At 64.6% G+C, this 14,779-nt stretch carries 15 protein-coding genes; 8 read left to right on the forward strand and 7 right to left on the reverse strand.

All coding sequences use genetic code 11. From position 1 onward, the window contains the following. Positions 1-19 precede the first annotated feature (19 nt). Both ACR64R_RS14635 and ACR64R_RS14640 read left to right on the forward strand, forming a co-directional pair. Positions 20-727, forward strand: a complete 708-nt coding sequence (locus tag ACR64R_RS14635) for an LssY C-terminal domain-containing protein (protein ID WP_487362319.1) — start codon at positions 20-22, stop codon at positions 725-727. A gap of 164 nt (positions 728-891) precedes the next feature. Beyond that, complete coding sequence (locus tag ACR64R_RS14640; protein ID WP_487362320.1) at positions 892-2,205, forward strand: hemolysin family protein; 1,314 nt, start codon at positions 892-894, stop codon at positions 2,203-2,205. A gap of 108 nt (positions 2,206-2,313) precedes the next feature. Here the strand turns inward: ACR64R_RS14640 and ACR64R_RS14645 are convergent, their stop codons facing one another. The 4 genes from ACR64R_RS14645 to ACR64R_RS14660 form a co-directional block, all read right to left on the reverse strand. Continuing rightward, positions 2,314-3,876, reverse strand: coding sequence for a DHA2 family efflux MFS transporter permease subunit (locus tag ACR64R_RS14645; RefSeq protein ID WP_487362321.1), 1,563 nt, complete (start codon positions 3,874-3,876; stop codon positions 2,314-2,316). Between the two features lie 7 nt (positions 3,877-3,883). Next, a complete protein-coding gene (locus tag ACR64R_RS14650) occupies positions 3,884-4,978 on the reverse strand; it encodes an HlyD family secretion protein (RefSeq protein ID WP_487362322.1) in 1,095 nt (364 codons plus the stop codon). Further along, complete coding sequence (locus tag ACR64R_RS14655) at positions 4,975-5,529, reverse strand: winged helix-turn-helix transcriptional regulator (protein ID WP_487362442.1); 555 nt, start codon at positions 5,527-5,529, stop codon at positions 4,975-4,977. The genes ACR64R_RS14650 and ACR64R_RS14655 overlap by 4 nt, the downstream gene beginning before the upstream one ends. Positions 5,530-5,715: 186 nt before the next feature. Next, positions 5,716-6,321, reverse strand: coding sequence for an NADPH-dependent FMN reductase (locus tag ACR64R_RS14660; RefSeq protein WP_487362323.1), 606 nt, complete (start codon positions 6,319-6,321; stop codon positions 5,716-5,718). Between the two features lie 90 nt (positions 6,322-6,411). Here ACR64R_RS14660 and ACR64R_RS14665 point away from each other — a divergent pair, with 90 nt between their 5' ends. After that, positions 6,412-6,780 (forward strand): winged helix-turn-helix transcriptional regulator, encoded by a 369-nt coding sequence (locus tag ACR64R_RS14665; protein ID WP_487362324.1) that lies wholly within the window; start codon positions 6,412-6,414, stop codon positions 6,778-6,780. Positions 6,781-6,950: 170 nt separating this feature from the next. On the opposite strand, the gene ACR64R_RS14670 is transcribed toward ACR64R_RS14665, so the two are convergent. Together ACR64R_RS14670 and ACR64R_RS14675 are read right to left on the reverse strand one after the other, a co-directional pair. After that, positions 6,951-7,154, reverse strand: coding sequence for a hypothetical protein (locus ACR64R_RS14670; RefSeq protein WP_487362325.1), 204 nt, complete (start codon positions 7,152-7,154; stop codon positions 6,951-6,953). Positions 7,155-7,271: 117 nt separating this feature from the next. Beyond that, on the reverse strand, positions 7,272-7,667 hold the full coding sequence (locus tag ACR64R_RS14675; RefSeq protein ID WP_320217521.1) for an acyl-CoA thioesterase: 396 nt from the start codon (positions 7,665-7,667) through the stop codon (positions 7,272-7,274). A gap of 190 nt (positions 7,668-7,857) precedes the next feature. Here ACR64R_RS14675 and ACR64R_RS14680 point away from each other — a divergent pair, with 190 nt between their 5' ends. The 3 genes from ACR64R_RS14680 to ACR64R_RS14690 are packed head-to-tail and all read left to right on the forward strand — an operon-like array spanning position 7,858 to position 11,602. Further along, positions 7,858-9,474 carry a GMC family oxidoreductase gene (locus tag ACR64R_RS14680; protein WP_487362326.1) on the forward strand — a complete coding sequence of 539 codons (1,617 nt, stop codon included), beginning with the start codon at positions 7,858-7,860 and terminating at the stop codon, positions 9,472-9,474. Beyond that, on the forward strand, positions 9,471-10,682 hold the full coding sequence (locus ACR64R_RS14685; RefSeq protein WP_487362327.1) for a mandelate racemase/muconate lactonizing enzyme family protein: 1,212 nt from the start codon (positions 9,471-9,473) through the stop codon (positions 10,680-10,682). Before ACR64R_RS14680 ends, ACR64R_RS14685 begins: the two co-directional genes overlap by 4 nt. Continuing rightward, complete coding sequence (locus tag ACR64R_RS14690; protein ID WP_487362328.1) at positions 10,679-11,602, forward strand: NAD(P)-dependent oxidoreductase; 924 nt, start codon at positions 10,679-10,681, stop codon at positions 11,600-11,602. The genes ACR64R_RS14685 and ACR64R_RS14690 overlap by 4 nt, the downstream gene beginning before the upstream one ends. A gap of 71 nt (positions 11,603-11,673) precedes the next feature. Here ACR64R_RS14690 and ACR64R_RS14695 read toward each other — a convergent pair whose 3' ends face one another. Further along, positions 11,674-12,612: a diacylglycerol/lipid kinase family protein gene (locus tag ACR64R_RS14695; RefSeq protein WP_487362329.1), complete on the reverse strand. Its 939-nt coding sequence runs from the start codon at positions 12,610-12,612 to the stop codon at positions 11,674-11,676. Between the two features lie 861 nt (positions 12,613-13,473). On the opposite strand from ACR64R_RS14695, the gene ACR64R_RS14700 reads away from it, so the two are divergent. Further along, on the forward strand, positions 13,474-13,989 hold the full coding sequence (locus ACR64R_RS14700) for a hypothetical protein (RefSeq protein ID WP_487362330.1): 516 nt from the start codon (positions 13,474-13,476) through the stop codon (positions 13,987-13,989). Between the two features lie 180 nt (positions 13,990-14,169). Then, positions 14,170-14,652: a YegJ family protein gene (locus ACR64R_RS14705; RefSeq protein WP_487362331.1), complete on the forward strand. Its 483-nt coding sequence runs from the start codon at positions 14,170-14,172 to the stop codon at positions 14,650-14,652. Positions 14,653-14,779: the final 127 nt, after the last annotated feature.

A 14,779-nucleotide genomic window follows, 5' to 3' on the forward strand; every position in this document is an offset into this window, starting at 1 on the left:
TGGGAGCGGTTGGGTTGTGGTGGTTAAGCGAAGCCTGAAGCGGCGGGCGGCGATCTGGCTGGCGGCGCTTTGCGCCTCTTATCTGGCGCTCGCCTATGTCGCCGCGCCGGAATTCTGGACGTGGCGCGAGCGCGGTTTCCGCGCCCGGCCCTTCGGGATGGTGACTCATACGCCGCAGGGCATTCCCGGCGACCCGATCAATGTCGGCCTGGTCGGCACTGAAAAGGAAGTCGTCCACGCCTTCGCCATCGCCGGCTGGGACACGGCCGACGCAGTGACGCTTAGGACCGCGATCGGCATCGGCGAAAGCGTGTTGTTTTCCCGCCCCTATCCCGACGCGCCGATGAGCCGCCTTTTGTTCGAAGGCCGCCCCCAGGATCTCGCCTTCGAGAAACCGGTCGGCAACAGCGCCGACCGGCGTCACCACGTCCGCTTCTGGCGGACGGATGCCGTTGGCGACGACGACCGCCCGTTCTGGCTGGGCGCCGCGAGCTTCGACCGCGGCGTCGGCCTCAGCCACGACACGGGCGCCATCACCCACCATATCGGTCCCGACATCGACAATGAGCGCGACTTCCTGATCGGCGACCTGAATGCGGCCGCTCTGCTGGCTTCGACCACTGAGATACCGGGGATCGGCGCCACCAGGACCGGGCGCAACGGCGGCGGCGATCCCTATTTCACCGACGGCATGGCCGTGATCGGCGTGTTGAAGGTGCTTCAGTAGGGCTGCTTGCGGCGCGCTGAGACAAGGTGCGCGTGGTCATCGACGCGCTTGCCCGGCATTTCCTGGCGCCGATCCGGGATGCCGCCTGAACACTGTGCCTGTCATCTTCCAAAAATAGCGGCGAGCTATTTTCGAATGCACTGCAGCAATGCTATTGACCGCTCATGCTTTATGTTGAAATCGCCGTCGTTGCCGTCCTCATCCTGGTGAACGGCCTTTTGTCGATGTCGGAGCTTGCCATCGTCTCGTCGCGGCCTGCCCGTCTCAAGGCAATGATCGACCGCAACGTCAATGGCGCCGGTCGTGCCCTGGCGCTCGGCTCCAATCCCGGCAAGTTCCTGTCGTCGGTCCAGATCGGGATCACTCTGGTCGGCGTCCTCTCGGGCGCGTTTTCGGGAGCCACGCTCGGCGAAAGGCTGGCAAAATACCTTGCGTCGACCGGCATCCGCGAGAACATCGCCGACCCCGTCGGCGTCGGTATCGTCGTCGCTTTGATCACCTATGCCTCGCTGATCATCGGCGAGTTGGTCCCGAAGCAGATCGCGCTCAAGGACCCGGAACGCGTCGCGGTCAGGGCCGCGCCGGCAATGACTGTCCTTGCCACGGTCTCGGCGCCACTGGTCTTCCTGCTCGACCTCTCCGGCCGCGCAGTGCTGTGGCTGCTCGGCCAGGCCGGCGAAGCGGAAGAGAAGGTCACCGACGAGGAGATCAAGATGCTGGTCGCCGAGGCCGAGCATCACGGTACCATCGAATCCGACGAACGCCGCATGATTGCCGGCGTCATGCGCCTCGGCGACCGCGCCGTGCGCGCCGTCATGACGCCGCGCACCGAGGTCGATTGGCTGAACCTGCAATCCGACGAGACGGTGGTCCGGAAGCTATTGATGGAGACGCAGCATTCGCGGCTGCCCGCGGCTGAAGGCAATGTCGACGCCATGGTCGGCGTCATCCAGACACGCGACGTGCTGGCCGCCCTTCTCGCCGGTCGGGTACTGGATGCGCGCCAGCACGTACGCGCTGCCCCCATCGTGCATGACCAGGCCGACGCGCTCGACGTGCTGCAGAAGCTGAGGGAATCGGACGTGCCCATGGCGCTGGTCCACGACGAATACGGTCATTTCGAAGGCATTGTCACGCCGGCCGACATCCTCGAAGCCATCACCGGCGTGTTCCGCTCCGACCTCGAGGCCGGCGAAGAGGAGAACGCCGTCAAGCGCGATGACGGCTCGTGGCTGCTCGCCGGCTACATGCAGGCCGACGAGATGGCCGAGGTCCTGGGCATCGACCTGCCGGAGAACCGCGACTACGAGACCGTCGCTGGCTATGTGCTGTCGCACCTGCATCATCTTCCGGCCACCGGCGAATGCGTCGACGCGCAAGGCTGGCGCTTCGAGGTCGTCGACCTCGACGGTCGCCGCATCGACAAGCTGATCGCCACCCGCCTGCCCGACGGACATCGCCCCGTGGCACGCTCATAGCCATGCGATGCTTGTTCAGACCGCGACGGGCAGTTGGACAAGCGGCGAACCGACACCGCCGGGCGCGGTAGGGTCCCAAGTAGCCACCCGTTGCCGCTGCCGTTCCGCTCAATGCGCATCCGGCGGCGGCGCTTTGGGCGTGACGTTGCGCAGGAACGGAACCAGCGCCGTGGCGATTACGAAAGCCACCATGATGACCAGGAACGCATCGGCGTAAGCCATTGTCGAGGCCTCGCGATAGGCGAGCTGCCAGAGCTGCTTCAGCGATGCGGCATGGCCGCCGTCGATGGCGCCGGGCAACTGGCCGTAGCGCTGCGCAACGGTGTCGACCATGCGCATGGCCGCTTCGTTCTGCGGCGTCAGATGCGACGCGATCGTCAGGAAATGGAAGTTGGTGCGGTTGTTCAGGATTGCGCCGCAAATGGCGATGCCGACCGCGCCGCCGAGATTGCGCATCGTGTTGAACAGGCCGCTGGCATATTTCAGCCGTTCCGGCGGCAAGCTGCCGAGCCCGAGATTGACGCTCGGCGCGACGGCGAAGACCTGCGGAAAACCGCGAAAGATCTGCGGCAGTAGAAGCTCCGCCGAGCCCCACTGGCTGGTGATGGCGCTGAAACTCCACATCGACGCGCCGAAGGAGGCCAGACCGAACATCATCAGCCAGCGCGTATCGAAGCGTTTGGCGAGGAAGATATAGACCGGGACGCCCACCATCGAGGCGACGCCGGTGGAAAAAACCGCGAGCCCCGTCTCGAACGCGTTGTAGCCTCGCACATAGCCGAGGAACAGCGGCGTCAGGTAGATCGTGGCGAAGATGCCGATGCCGGTAATGAAGGACAGGAAACAGCCGATCGCGAAATTGCGATTGCCGAAGGCTCGGAAGTCGACCACCGGCTGCGCATAGGTCAGGCTCCGGAAGACGAACAGGATGAGCGTAACCACGGCGACGACGGCGCCGTTTCGGATCGTGGCGTCGTCGAACCAGTTCCAGCGCGAGCCCTCCTCAAGGACGTATTCCGCCGTGCCGAGGCTGACCGCCATCAGCATCATGCCGATATAGTCCGCGCCCTTCAGCAACGACAGATCGCCCCTGTCGATCCTGACCAGCAGCGCCACCAGGACGGTGATGATCGCGCCGGGGACGACGTTCACATAGAACAGCCAGTGCCAGTTCAACGTGTCGGTGATCCAGCCGCCGATGACGGGACCGAGCGTCGGCGCGATTGAGGCGATGCTGCCAACCACGGCGGCGGCATAGACGCGCCTCGGGCCCTGGAAATAATGGAAGGACGAGGTGAACACCGTCGGGATCATCGAAGCGCCGAGCAGCCCTTGCAGCGCCCGGAACACGATCATGCTCTCGATGTTCCAGGCAAAGCCGCACAGCATGCTGGCCAGCGTGAAACCGGCCGCCGAGATGGTGAAAAGCCATCTGGTCGAGAAGACGCGGGTGAGCCAGCCCGACAGCGGGATGACGATGATCTCCGCCACCAGATAGGAGGTCTGGACCCAGCCGATCTGGTCCTGCGCGGCCGACAGGCCGCCGCCGATGTCCTGCAGCGAGGAGGCGACGATCTGGATGTCGAGCAGCGCAATGAACATCCCCACGCACATCACCATGAACGGCAGGATGCTGGCGATGAAGGATTGCGGGGCGGCCGGCGCTGACACGGGGCCCTCAGCGCGACGCGGTATCGACCGTGACCACCGTCGACAGGCCGGGCCGCAGCGCAACCTTGCCTGCCTGGTCGGCATCGATCGTGATCCTGACCGGCACCCGCTGCACGATCTTGGTGAAATTGCCCGTCGCGTTCTGCGGCGGGATCACGCTGAAGATCGCTCCGGTCGCCGGCCCGAGGCTGGTGACGCGGCCCTTGAGCGGTTGGTCGGGCGCGACATCGGCATAGACGGTCGCGGCCTGTCCGTCGGCCATCGCGCGCAGCTGGTCTTCCTTGAAATTGGCGTCGACCCACAGGCCCGCCGCCGGGACGATGGTCAGCAGATAGCTGCCCGGCGAGACATAGGTGCCGACCTGCGCCACCCTATTGCCGACAATGCCGTCGATCGGCGAGCGGATTTCGGTGAAGCCAAGGTCGAGCTGGGCGGTGTCGAGATCCGCCTTGGCGGCGGCGACTTCCGCCGTCGCTTCCGAAATCTGGGTGTTGAGGACGTCAAGCTGTTGCCTTGAGGCCGAAAGCGCTGCCCGCGCGGCGGCGACCGCTGCCTGCGCCTGGCCGTCGGCCGCGGCGCTCTTTTGCGCATCTTGTTGCGAGCCGGTCTTGGCGCTGGCGAGCACCGCGTATCGCCTGGCGTCTTGCGCGGTGAACGCGGCGGCGGCGCTTTTGGCTTCTAGATCGGCGCTGGCCTGCTCGATCAGCGAGTTCTGCAGAGAGACCTGGGCCCGCAGATTGTCGAGCGCCGACTGCTTCTGACGCACCGAAGCCTGCGCGCGTTCCAGCGCCGCCTTGAACGGCCTGTCGTCGATGCGGATGACCGGCTGGCCGGCCACGACATGCTGGTTGTCCTCGACGAGCACCTTGTCGATATGCCCGGCGACGCGCGGCGCCAGCGGCGTGACATTGCCGCCGACATAGGCGTCGTCGGTCGTTACCAGGAAACGATTGGCCTGCCACCATTCCACGCCGTACCATCCGCCGGCGGCGACCACGATCAGCGCTGCCCCGAGCAGCCACGGCTTCCGGCGCTTTCTGACAGGCTTCGGAGCTTCAACGATCGAGGGCTGCAATTCAGCCGGGGAAAGAGCCCTGTTCATCCGATTTGCGCCTCTTCCCGGCCGCCATCCACCCGCGTGTTGTCGACGAGCGGCAGGCCCGAACCCTCACTGCTGAAACGATAGCGCTGGCGCATTCGATCGCTGGCCGCCGGCCCGGTCGCCATGGTGAAGCCGCCGCTGTCGAGCTCCTTGCCGGTCTCGCGGTCGACCAGAACGGGATCGGCCCAGTGCCCATCCGCCGTGTCCACCACGACGAGGCTCGGGCCTTCGGGCGCCAGATGCCTGTTGCCCCAGGCCAGCAGCGTAAGAAGCACCGGCCGGAAATCGCGGGCCTTGGCGGTCAGCACATATTCATGGCGAAGCGGCCGTTCGCAGTAGGCGCGCTTCTCGAACAGCCCGCGCTCGACCAGGCTGTTCAGCCGCCGCGTCAGGATGTTCGGGGCAATATCAAGGCTCTTCTGGAACTGGTCGAAGCGCGTGAGGCCCTGGAATGCGTCCCGCAACAGAAGGATGCTCCACCACTCGCCGACCTCGTCGAGGCTGCGCGCTATGGGGCACGGGCGCTTTTCGAAGCTCGTCCTGGCAACCATCCTCATGACTCACTTTCAATATGCAAGTCACTTTATAGCCGGGTTAGTTGCATTATGCAAGTCATCATGATCAGTGCGTATTGCGCGCTGCATCCTCACGCCGGGAGAGCTTCAGCGAGACGTTCGCGCAAACGAAAAGGGCGGCGCAAGCGCCGCCCTTCGGGGAGGATGATCTCTAAATCCGGTTTAAGCGGCCTGGGCTTCGCCGGCGATCGCGTCGGCGGCGCGAGCGGCCTTCAGCACCTTGGCCCACCAGACGACGTCGTTGACCAGCGCGGCCGCGGCCTGGTTCAGGTGCTCGAGATCCTCGAGCTTCTTCTCGCCCTGGCGCACCGCAAGGAAATCGCCCCAGGCGATATGGACGGCCGACTTGACCGGCGCCATCTGCAACTCGACGGCGATCAGGCGAAGCTGTTCTACCGCGCGCGCGCCGCCGACCGAGCCGTAGCCGACAAAGCCGGCCGGCTTTTTGTTCCATTCATTGGCGGCGTAGTCGATGGCATTTTTCAAGACGCCGGTCGGAGCGTGATTGTATTCGGCGGCGGTGAAGATGAAGCCGTCGAACTCGGCGACCTTCTTCTGCCAGCGCTGCGCCACTTCGTTCTTCGACGGCGCCCAGGCAGAGGATGCGACTTCGTCGAAGAAGGGCAGCGACCAGTCGCGCAGATCGACGATTTCGACGTCGATATCGGCATGCGACTTGGCGATCTTGGCGATCCACTGCGTCGGCACGTCGGCGAAGCGGGCGGCGCGCGTCGAACCGACGACGATGGCGATTTTGGGCTTGGACATAAGGGGCTCTCCTTGCGGGAATTTCTGGTATCGTTTGGATACCGGCGCTATATGTGATACTGACCAATCGGCGCGCAAGGAGGCACTTCTTTGTTACTGAGGCACCCGCACATCACCGAGGACTGCCGGGCCGTGTCGGAAATCCTGCAACGGGTCGGCGACAAATGGACCGTCCTCGTCGTCGGCAAGCTTGGCGACGGGGCGCTGCGTTTCAACGAATTGCGCGCCGCCGTCGGCGGCATTTCGCAGAAGATGCTGACCACCACCTTGCGGGGTCTGGAGCGCGACGGCTTCGTCACGCGCAAGGTATTTCCGACCATTCCGCCGCGTGTCGATTATGAGCTGACCGAACTCGGTCACGAGTTGCTCGTGCCGGTCGCCGCGCTTGGCGAATGGGCGCGCAAGAACACCAACCGGGTCCGCGAGGCGCGCGCCAAATTCGACAGCCAGCAGGCCTGAAACCGTTGTAATCCAAAGGTTTATGAACCATTGGATGAACCGTGTGGCTCGGTGTCGGCCCTATCGCATTTTCCGGCTCTGACCGGATCCGTCGCCACCTCGACGCGAGCCCCGCCGTCGGCTCCGAGCAACCGCCTGGACACGGAATGACAATGTTAGCCGGCTATTTATCAGGCGCTTTGGGCGGCCCCGTTGCAGCACGCTGTCGAGCAGCTTTCCGACTGCACCGGCTTCCTGTCGGCCACCTTCAGAACCCTCATGTAGGCGAAGCGCGGAAGGTCTTTCCTGACCTCCATATAGGCCGTTATGCCGAGCAGGCAGACCAAGGCTACAAGGGCTGCCGCGAGCCAGCCGTTCAGTATGTGTTGACGCATTGTTTTCCCCTTCGCGACCCTAAAGTGAATCGCGAAGGCAACCATTCGATGTCGCGGAGCCCATCTTCCGCGCCGGCATGGTTACAAAACGACAAGGCTGGGGAGAATCGTATCTGGTCAGCTTTCGGCCGGAACCGGCTTCGGCTTGCCTTCGCCGTCGAGCGCCACCATGACGAAATCGGCGTGGGTGACCTTTTCCATCAGGTCGGAAAGGTAGCGCTGCGCCCAGGCCTCGACCTTGAGCACCATGGAGGTGCGGCCGACCCGCTCGACATGGGTGTAGATGCAGAGCGTGTCGCCGATTTTCATCGCCTTGGCGAAGGACATCTCCTTCACAGCGGCGGTGACCACGCGGCCCTTGGCCCGCTCGGCGGCGCGGATGCCGCAGGCAAGGTCCATCTGCGCCATCACCCAGCCGCCGAAGATATCGCCGGCGGCATTGGCGTCGGAGGGCATGGCGAGCGTCCGCAGCGTGAGATCGCCAAGCGGTTTTCCGTCCGCGTAGTGCACCATGGGGAAATCCTTCCAGGATCAGTTGCAGTTGCCTATCAATGCGGCCGCCATGTCGCAAGCTCCGGCGAAAGCGAAATGCACGCCACGATCGACGGTCGCTTTTTTCACAAGCCATGCCGGAAGCCACGGCGACGCCGCAAGCAGGCAGTGTCTAGGGTAAGCCCGACATTGCGGAGGCCGCCCTTCCACCATGCAGACCTATGATTTCATCGTCGTCGGCTCCGGTTCGGCCGGTTCGGTCGTCGCCGACAGGCTGTCGGCGTCGGGCCGTTTTTCGGTGCTGGTGCTGGAGGCCGGCGGAACCGACCAGCGGTTCTACGTGCAGATGCCGCTCGGTTACGGCAAGACTTTCTTCGACCCGGCCGTCAACTGGAACTACAAGGCCGAGCCGGATCCCGGTCTCGCCGGCAATGCCGACCACTGGCCGCGCGGCAAGCTGCTCGGCGGCTCGAGCTCCATCAACGCCATGGTCTTCATCCGTGGCGCGCGCGAGGATTTCGACGCCTGGGCCGCCGCCGGCAATCCCGGCTGGAGCTATGAGGACCTCCTGCCCTCCTTCAAGGCGATGGAGGACAATGCGGCCGGCGCCGACCAGTGGCGCGGCGTCGGCGGCCCCTTGCATGTCACCGATTGTTCGAGCGCCGTGCATCCGCTGACCAAGCGCTATCTGGCCGCCGCCGTGCAGGCCGGCCTGCCGCTCAATCCCGATTTCAACGGCGCGTCCCAGGAAGGTGTCGGCGTCTACCAGATCACGACCAGGAATGGGCGCCGCATGTCGGCGGCCCGCGCTTTCCTGCGACCCGCGATGAAGCGTTCCAACGTGCGCGTCGAGACCAACGCGCTGGCGACGAAGGTCCTGTTCGAGGGTAGGCGCGCCATTGGCGTCGAATATGAGCAGAACGGTGAGAAGAAGACGGCGCGCGCCGGCCGCGAGGTGATACTTTCGGGCGGCTCGATCAACTCGCCGCAGTTGCTGCAACTTTCCGGCGTCGGCCCGGCAGCGTTGCTCGGCGATCTCGGCATCCCGGTCGTCCACGCCAACGGCAATGTCGGCGCCAATCTGCAGGACCATGTCGGCATCAACTATACTTTCAAGGGCAAGCTGCCGACGCTGAACCAGATCCTGCGGCCATGGTGGGGCAAGCTGCTCGTCGGCATGCAGTACATCCTCTTGCGCTCGGGTCCGCTGTCGCTGTCGATGAACAATGCCGGCGGCTTCTTCCGCACCGACCCATCGATGGCGCGGCCGAACATGCAACTCTATTTCCAGGCCTTCTCCACGGTGATCCCGAAGAGCGGCGAGCGTCCGATCCTGACGCCCGACCCCTGGCCGGGCTTTTCCATCGGCCTGTCCAACTGCCGGCCGTCGAGCCGCGGCGAGATCATGATCCGTTCCAACAATCCGCTCGACTACCCAAAGATCACCGCCAACGCCTATTCGACCAATGCCGATGTCGACGAGATGCTGGCAGCGGTGAAGTTCGTGCGCAGGATCGCGTCGATGCCCGCCATGGCCGAGATCATCGAGGAAGAGGTTCTGCCCGGGCCGTCGATACAGTCGGACGCCGACCTGATCCAGGATTTCAGGAAGCGCTCGGGCACCGTCTACCACCCGGTCTCGACCTGCCGCATGGGGCCGGACGCGTCGCGCGCCGTGGTTGATCCGCGCCTCAAGGTGCACGGGCTGGACGGCCTGCGCGTCATCGACGCATCGATTTTCCCGGACAATATCACCGGCAATACCAATGCCGCCTCGATCCTCACTGGATGGAAAGGCGCCGACCTGGTTCTGGAGGACCATAAATGAAGATCACCGATGTGAAGACCTGGGTCGTCGGCAACCCGCCGCCCGGGATCGGCGGCAAGTATTTCATCTTCGTCAAGCTCACCACCGACGGCGGCGTGGTCGGCTATGGCGAGGCCTACAACGCGACCTTCTCCGCGCATGTCACGGCCAGGATGATCGAGGACATGGCCGAGCGCTATCTCGTCGGTCGCGATCCGCATGACATCGAGAATTTCTTTCGCCGCGCCTATTCCTCCGGCTTCACGCAACGCCCCGACGTTTCGGGCATGGGCTGCTTCTCGGCGCTGGAGATGGCCTGCTGGGATATCATCGGCAAGGAGGCGAACAAGCCAGTCTACAAGCTGCTCGGCGGCCAGGTGCACGAGACGCTGCGCTCCTACACCTATCTCTATCCGCACACCGGCAGCGTCCATTCGGAAGATGCTCGCGGCAAGAACGTCTACAACGACCCCGAAATGGCCGCCGCCTGCGCGCTCGAATATGTCGAGCAGGGGTTCAACGCCGTGAAGCTCGACCCGGCCGGCCCCTACACCGCCTATGACGGCCACCAGCCACGCCTCATCGACATCGATCTGTCCGCGCGGATGATCAAGGCGATCCGCGAGGCAGTAGGCACCAGGGCCGATATACTGTTCGGCACGCACGGCCAGTTCACTGCCTCGGGCGCGCTGCGCCTCGCTCGCGCCATCGAACCCTATGATCCGCTATGGTTCGAGGAACCGGTGCCGCCGGATATGCCCGAGGTGATGGCGCAGGTCGCCCGCGGAACCTCCATTCCGGTCGCCACCGGCGAGCGGTTGACGACGAAGTTCGAGTTCGCCCGCGTCATCGAGAATCGCGCCGCAACCATTCTGCAGCCGGATCTCGGCCGCTCCGGCGGCATTCTGGAGACCAAGAAGATCGCAGCGATGGCCGAGGCCTACCACATCCAGGTCGCGCCGCATTGCTATTGCGGCCCGATCGTCGGCGCCGCCAACATCCAGCTTGCCGTCACGCTGCCCAACTTCCTCATCCTGGAATCGCTGAAGCAGTGGGACGGCTTTCACGCCACGCTGCTGAAGAAGAAGATCGAATGGCAGGACGGCAACGTCATCCCGTCGAAGGAGCCTGGCCTCGGAGTCGAGCTCAACGAAGCGGTCTGCGACGCGCATCCCTATGACGGCAAGGACCTGCATCTGCAGATGATGCAGACGCCGCTGATGCCATGACCGCGCACCCCGCCTACGCCTTCATCGGCCTCGGCAATCTTGGCGGCAACCTTGCCGCCAGCCTGCTGCGCAACGGCTTCGCCGTCACGGTCTTCGACCGCGACGCGGCAGCGGTCGAGCGACTGGTCGCGCTCGGCGCCACGGCAGCGGCGAGCCCGGCCGAAGCCGCCGCCCGCGCCGGCAATGCGATCACCTGCCTGCCCTCGCCGAAGGTCAGCGAGGCGGTGCTCGCCGGTCCGGACGGATTGCTTCAGGGCCTGCCGGCAGGCGGAACCTGGATCGAGATGTCGACCAACGGCCGCGACGAGATAGTGCGGCTCGCCGCGCTTGCTTCGGCCAAAGGCATCGAGACGCTGGAATGTCCGGTCACCGGCGGCGTGCATCTGGCCGCGGCGGGCAGGATCACCGCGCTGGTCGGCGGCGATGCCGCGCTCTACGAACGCCACCGGCCGGCCATCGAGGCGATGTGCGCAAAGTCTTTCCTGATGGGCCCGATCGGCTCGGCGGCGGTGATCAAGGTCATCACCAACATGCTGGCCTTCATCCATCTGGTCGCCGCCGGCGAGGCGCTTATGCTCGCCAAACAAGGCGGGCTCGACCTCGCCCAGGCCTATCACGCCATCGTCGCCTCTTCCGGCAACAGCTTCGTCCATGAGACCGAAAGCCAGCTCGTGCTCAACGGCTCCTACGACATCGGCTTCACCATGGACCTGGCGCTGAAGGATCTCGGCTTCGCGCTCGCCATGGGCAGGGATTTTGGCGCGCCGCTCGATCTGGCCACACGCGTCAACGCGATCTTCGAGGAGGGCAAGCGCGCCTATGGCGGCGGTGCCTGGTCGACCAAGATCGTCAAGCTGCTCGAGGACGCGGTCGGCACGGAGCTTCGCGCGCCAGGCTTCCCCGCCAGGCTCGAAACATAACCGGCAAGGATTTTGCCAGCTATTCCAATCAACTGACCGCGCTCGCTGAATCAAACCCTCAGCCGGTTGGTTCAACCTCTCAGCGTCAGCGCGCCGGGCAGGATCTCGAAGGTCGCCGGAATCCTGCCTGGCGACTCACCGTCTATGTCGACCAGCGCGCCATTCTTCTCGATATCGCCCAACGGCTCGACCAGCACCTTGCGGCCACGCAGGATGGTGATTGCCGGATGGTTGCGATGCCGGCCACCATAGAGCAGGCGGATGTCCCTTATCAGGCCGAGCTTGCCGGCGGCGCGCAGGATTACGATGTCGAACTGGCCGTCGGTGAGTTCGGCGTCCGGAGCGATCATCATCCCACCGCCGAAGAATTTGCCGTTGGCCACCGCCACCAAAGCCACGCGCGCCTCGATCGGCTCGCCGTCGTCGATGGTGATCCTGACGTCCTGGAAACGGTAGCGGATGAATTCCGTGACGGTGCGCCAGAAGAACAGCGCCTTGGCCGACACCCGGCCCTTTCGCTTGTCGGCATTGACGGCGCGATCCGTCGCGCCGGACAGACCCAGACTGGCGATGTTGATGAAGTGACGGCTGGCCAGCGCGCCGTGGTCGTCGATGTAGCAGATGCGGCCGACGTCGATCTTCCGGCCCTCGGCATCGGCGATCCGCTTGAGCGTGGCGTCGATGCCACGTGGCAGGCCGAGCCCGCGCGCGAAGTCGATGCCGGTGCCGCACGGCAAAAGCCCCAGCGCGCTTGCGCGGCCGGTCTCCTGCTCTGCCTGAAGCAGCCCGTCGGCCACCTCGCTGGCGGTGCCGTCGCCGCCTGCCGCGATCACCAGGTCGCATCCGCCGGCGGCAAGGTCGATAGCCAGCCGCTCGGCATCGCCGCCGCCTTGCGTCTCGCGCAGGTCGAAATCTCCGAAATTCCTGGCGAGCGACGCCGCCACCTCCGCCCAATGCCGCTTGAGCCTGCCGCCTCCGGCAATCGGATTGAGAACCACCCCGACCTTCAAGCCGACCTCCCCCGAGGCAATCGCGCACTATGCGCGGTGGAGTCGGCGCTGGCGCCCAAAGTCCGTCGTCGGCCCAAACTCCTTTGCCGGCATTGAAACGCGGACCAGGCGACGGGGCAAGGCTCAAGCGTCCAGGGTCACAGAAAAAGCGGGGCAGGCTGTCTAAGGGGTTCGGCTAGCGGGTTCCGACGCTTTTGCCGTTGGTCCCCGATAATCCCGCTATCCACAGGCATGCCGTTGTTCCCCAAACCCCTTACGCGGCGTAGATTCAACCCATCTCAGGCGGCTACCGAACGCCCAGCCGAAAGGCAAAAGCGCAAGGCGGATTTCCTGAGGCCCGTACGGCCCGGAACGAGAGCAGGTTCGCCTGTTGGAGGGACGGATGCCGAGACCTACGGGTGCCGCGGAAAGCGTGCTAACGCCGACGGCGGACCGATGCTGCCATGAAGGCCGGGAAAAACCTTCGATGGCACGCTGGGCGAAGCCCGCAAGGGTGGAGATCGGCGTGGTCTGGAACGGGCGCTGCCCTCGGGCGGCGACTGGCAGGACCGTCAAAATCAAGGCCGGCCTGGCGCGACGACTTTACTGGAGTTGCTGCCTTGACCGGGTCCTGATCTGACAGGGAGGCGCTGGGAGAAATCCCAGCGCCGACTGTCCTTTTGGGATCTGTCCGCCTCGTTGGCCTTGCCGGCGCCGCACCTCCAAGGCTTCCGCTACAGAGGCATTTCGGTCACAGTCGCCGACTGGGCAACCTGCGGAAACTTCCCGTCATCCACATTTCACAATCGCGGCCAAATCCCGCCTTGTTCAGCATGGATTGATGCAGACGGTGTTGGGAAGCAATTTCGAAGGGACAAGACCGTGATCAAGACCGCCCTTGTCGCCATGACCATCGTCGGCTGCGACTGCGACGCCAAGCTGTGCGAATATATCGGCGAGACGCCGGCCAAATGGGCGACGATCGCCGACTGCGAGGCGGCGATGAAGAGCCAGATGCTGCACCAGCGCAATTTCAACTATCCGCTGGTTTCAGGCATCTGCCGCGTCAAGGGCTCGGCCACGTCGTCCGAGCTTGCCGCGAAAGCCTCCACGCCGGATCTGAAGCCCAGGAACCGCGCTGTCGAAACCATCGCCCCGCTGCCGCCCGAGCTCGACCATCGCCCGAGCGCCCCCGTCGGTGGAGCGGTGACCGCCAGCGAAACGGAAGCAGCGAAGCCCGTGGCCTTCTACGGGTCGGTCGATGGCGGCCGCGCCGTGCTTTACCGCACCAAGGCCGGCTATGCCGTGGTCAAGACCGATCTCACCCGCGCCGCCGGCGCGACGGTTGACGCGGCGAAGCGCTCGGCGAACTGGCTGGCCGGTCTGACTGGGCTGTAGGCCTGTCCAAGGGGTGACGAGAGGCAGGTCAGTCCGGCCTCACCTGATCATCGACACGCCTTGCTCGTCGGCGGTCACAACCTTTGGTGGCTTCAGCAGCGACGGCGGCGAGCCGCAGCCAGATTGATAATGCCGAGATATTACAGCAAGATAATGCATTCGCCTGGGTTGGGGGGTGTCTTGACAATTGCCATTCGTATCGCGCTGTGCCTGCTGCTGGCGCTCGCTCCTTTGCATGCCCGGGCGCAAAGCGACGGCAAGGCCATGATGATCGCCTCCGACGACGCAGAGATGGCGGCGGCGATCGAGAAGGCGCGATCCAGCCTGGATGAATTCCTGGCTCTGTCCGATACTCCGCCGCCGGGAACAGGCAGGTTCAAGCTGAAGGTGATGATCGCCGACGGCAATGCGACGGAGCATTTCTGGGTCATCCCCTTCAAGCGGACTGAGACCGGCTTCGTCGGCATATTGGCGAACGAGCCGGAGGTCGTCCGCAATGTGGTCCTCGGCCAGAACATCGAATTCACCAGGGACGATATTTCCGACTGGGGCTATACTAGGAACGGCCATCAGGTCGGCAGCTTCACCGTCTGCGTGATGTTCAAGAAGATGTCCAAGGATGAAGCCGATCACATGCGCGCCCAATACGGCTTCGACTGCTGAGGCCTTTCCAGCCGCCTGGTGCCCGTGATCATCGCTCGCTCGGCATGAAATCCGCTGCTTCCACGGCCACTCCCGGCCCTCGCCAGGACATTGCTCATGATGGCGCCTTTGGTCGAAAGCCGCCGGC

The organism is Mesorhizobium sp. MC2-1-1 (genome assembly GCF_057597255.1).

What these genes read in the sequence shown, in the direction of transcription:
- ACR64R_RS14670 (WP_487362325.1), bottom strand. Translation starts at nt 7,154, where the DNA reads ATGCGTCAACACATACTGAACGGCTGGCTCGCGGCAGCCCTTGTAGCC.
- ACR64R_RS14675 (WP_320217521.1), bottom strand. Translation starts at nt 7,667, where the DNA reads ATGGTGCACTACGCGGACGGAAAACCGCTTGGCGATCTCACGCTGCGG.
- ACR64R_RS14660 (WP_487362323.1), bottom strand. Translation starts at nt 6,321, where the DNA reads ATGTCCAAGCCCAAAATCGCCATCGTCGTCGGTTCGACGCGCGCCGCC.
- ACR64R_RS14655 (WP_487362442.1), bottom strand. Translation starts at nt 5,529, where the DNA reads ATGGTTGCCAGGACGAGCTTCGAAAAGCGCCCGTGCCCCATAGCGCGC.
- ACR64R_RS14685 (WP_487362327.1), top strand. Translation starts at nt 9,471, where the DNA reads ATGAAGATCACCGATGTGAAGACCTGGGTCGTCGGCAACCCGCCGCCC.
- ACR64R_RS14690 (WP_487362328.1), top strand. Translation starts at nt 10,679, where the DNA reads ATGACCGCGCACCCCGCCTACGCCTTCATCGGCCTCGGCAATCTTGGC.
- ACR64R_RS14640 (WP_487362320.1), top strand. Translation starts at nt 892, where the DNA reads ATGCTTTATGTTGAAATCGCCGTCGTTGCCGTCCTCATCCTGGTGAAC.
- ACR64R_RS14650 (WP_487362322.1), bottom strand. Translation starts at nt 4,978, where the DNA reads ATGAACAGGGCTCTTTCCCCGGCTGAATTGCAGCCCTCGATCGTTGAA.
- ACR64R_RS14680 (WP_487362326.1), top strand. Translation starts at nt 7,858, where the DNA reads ATGCAGACCTATGATTTCATCGTCGTCGGCTCCGGTTCGGCCGGTTCG.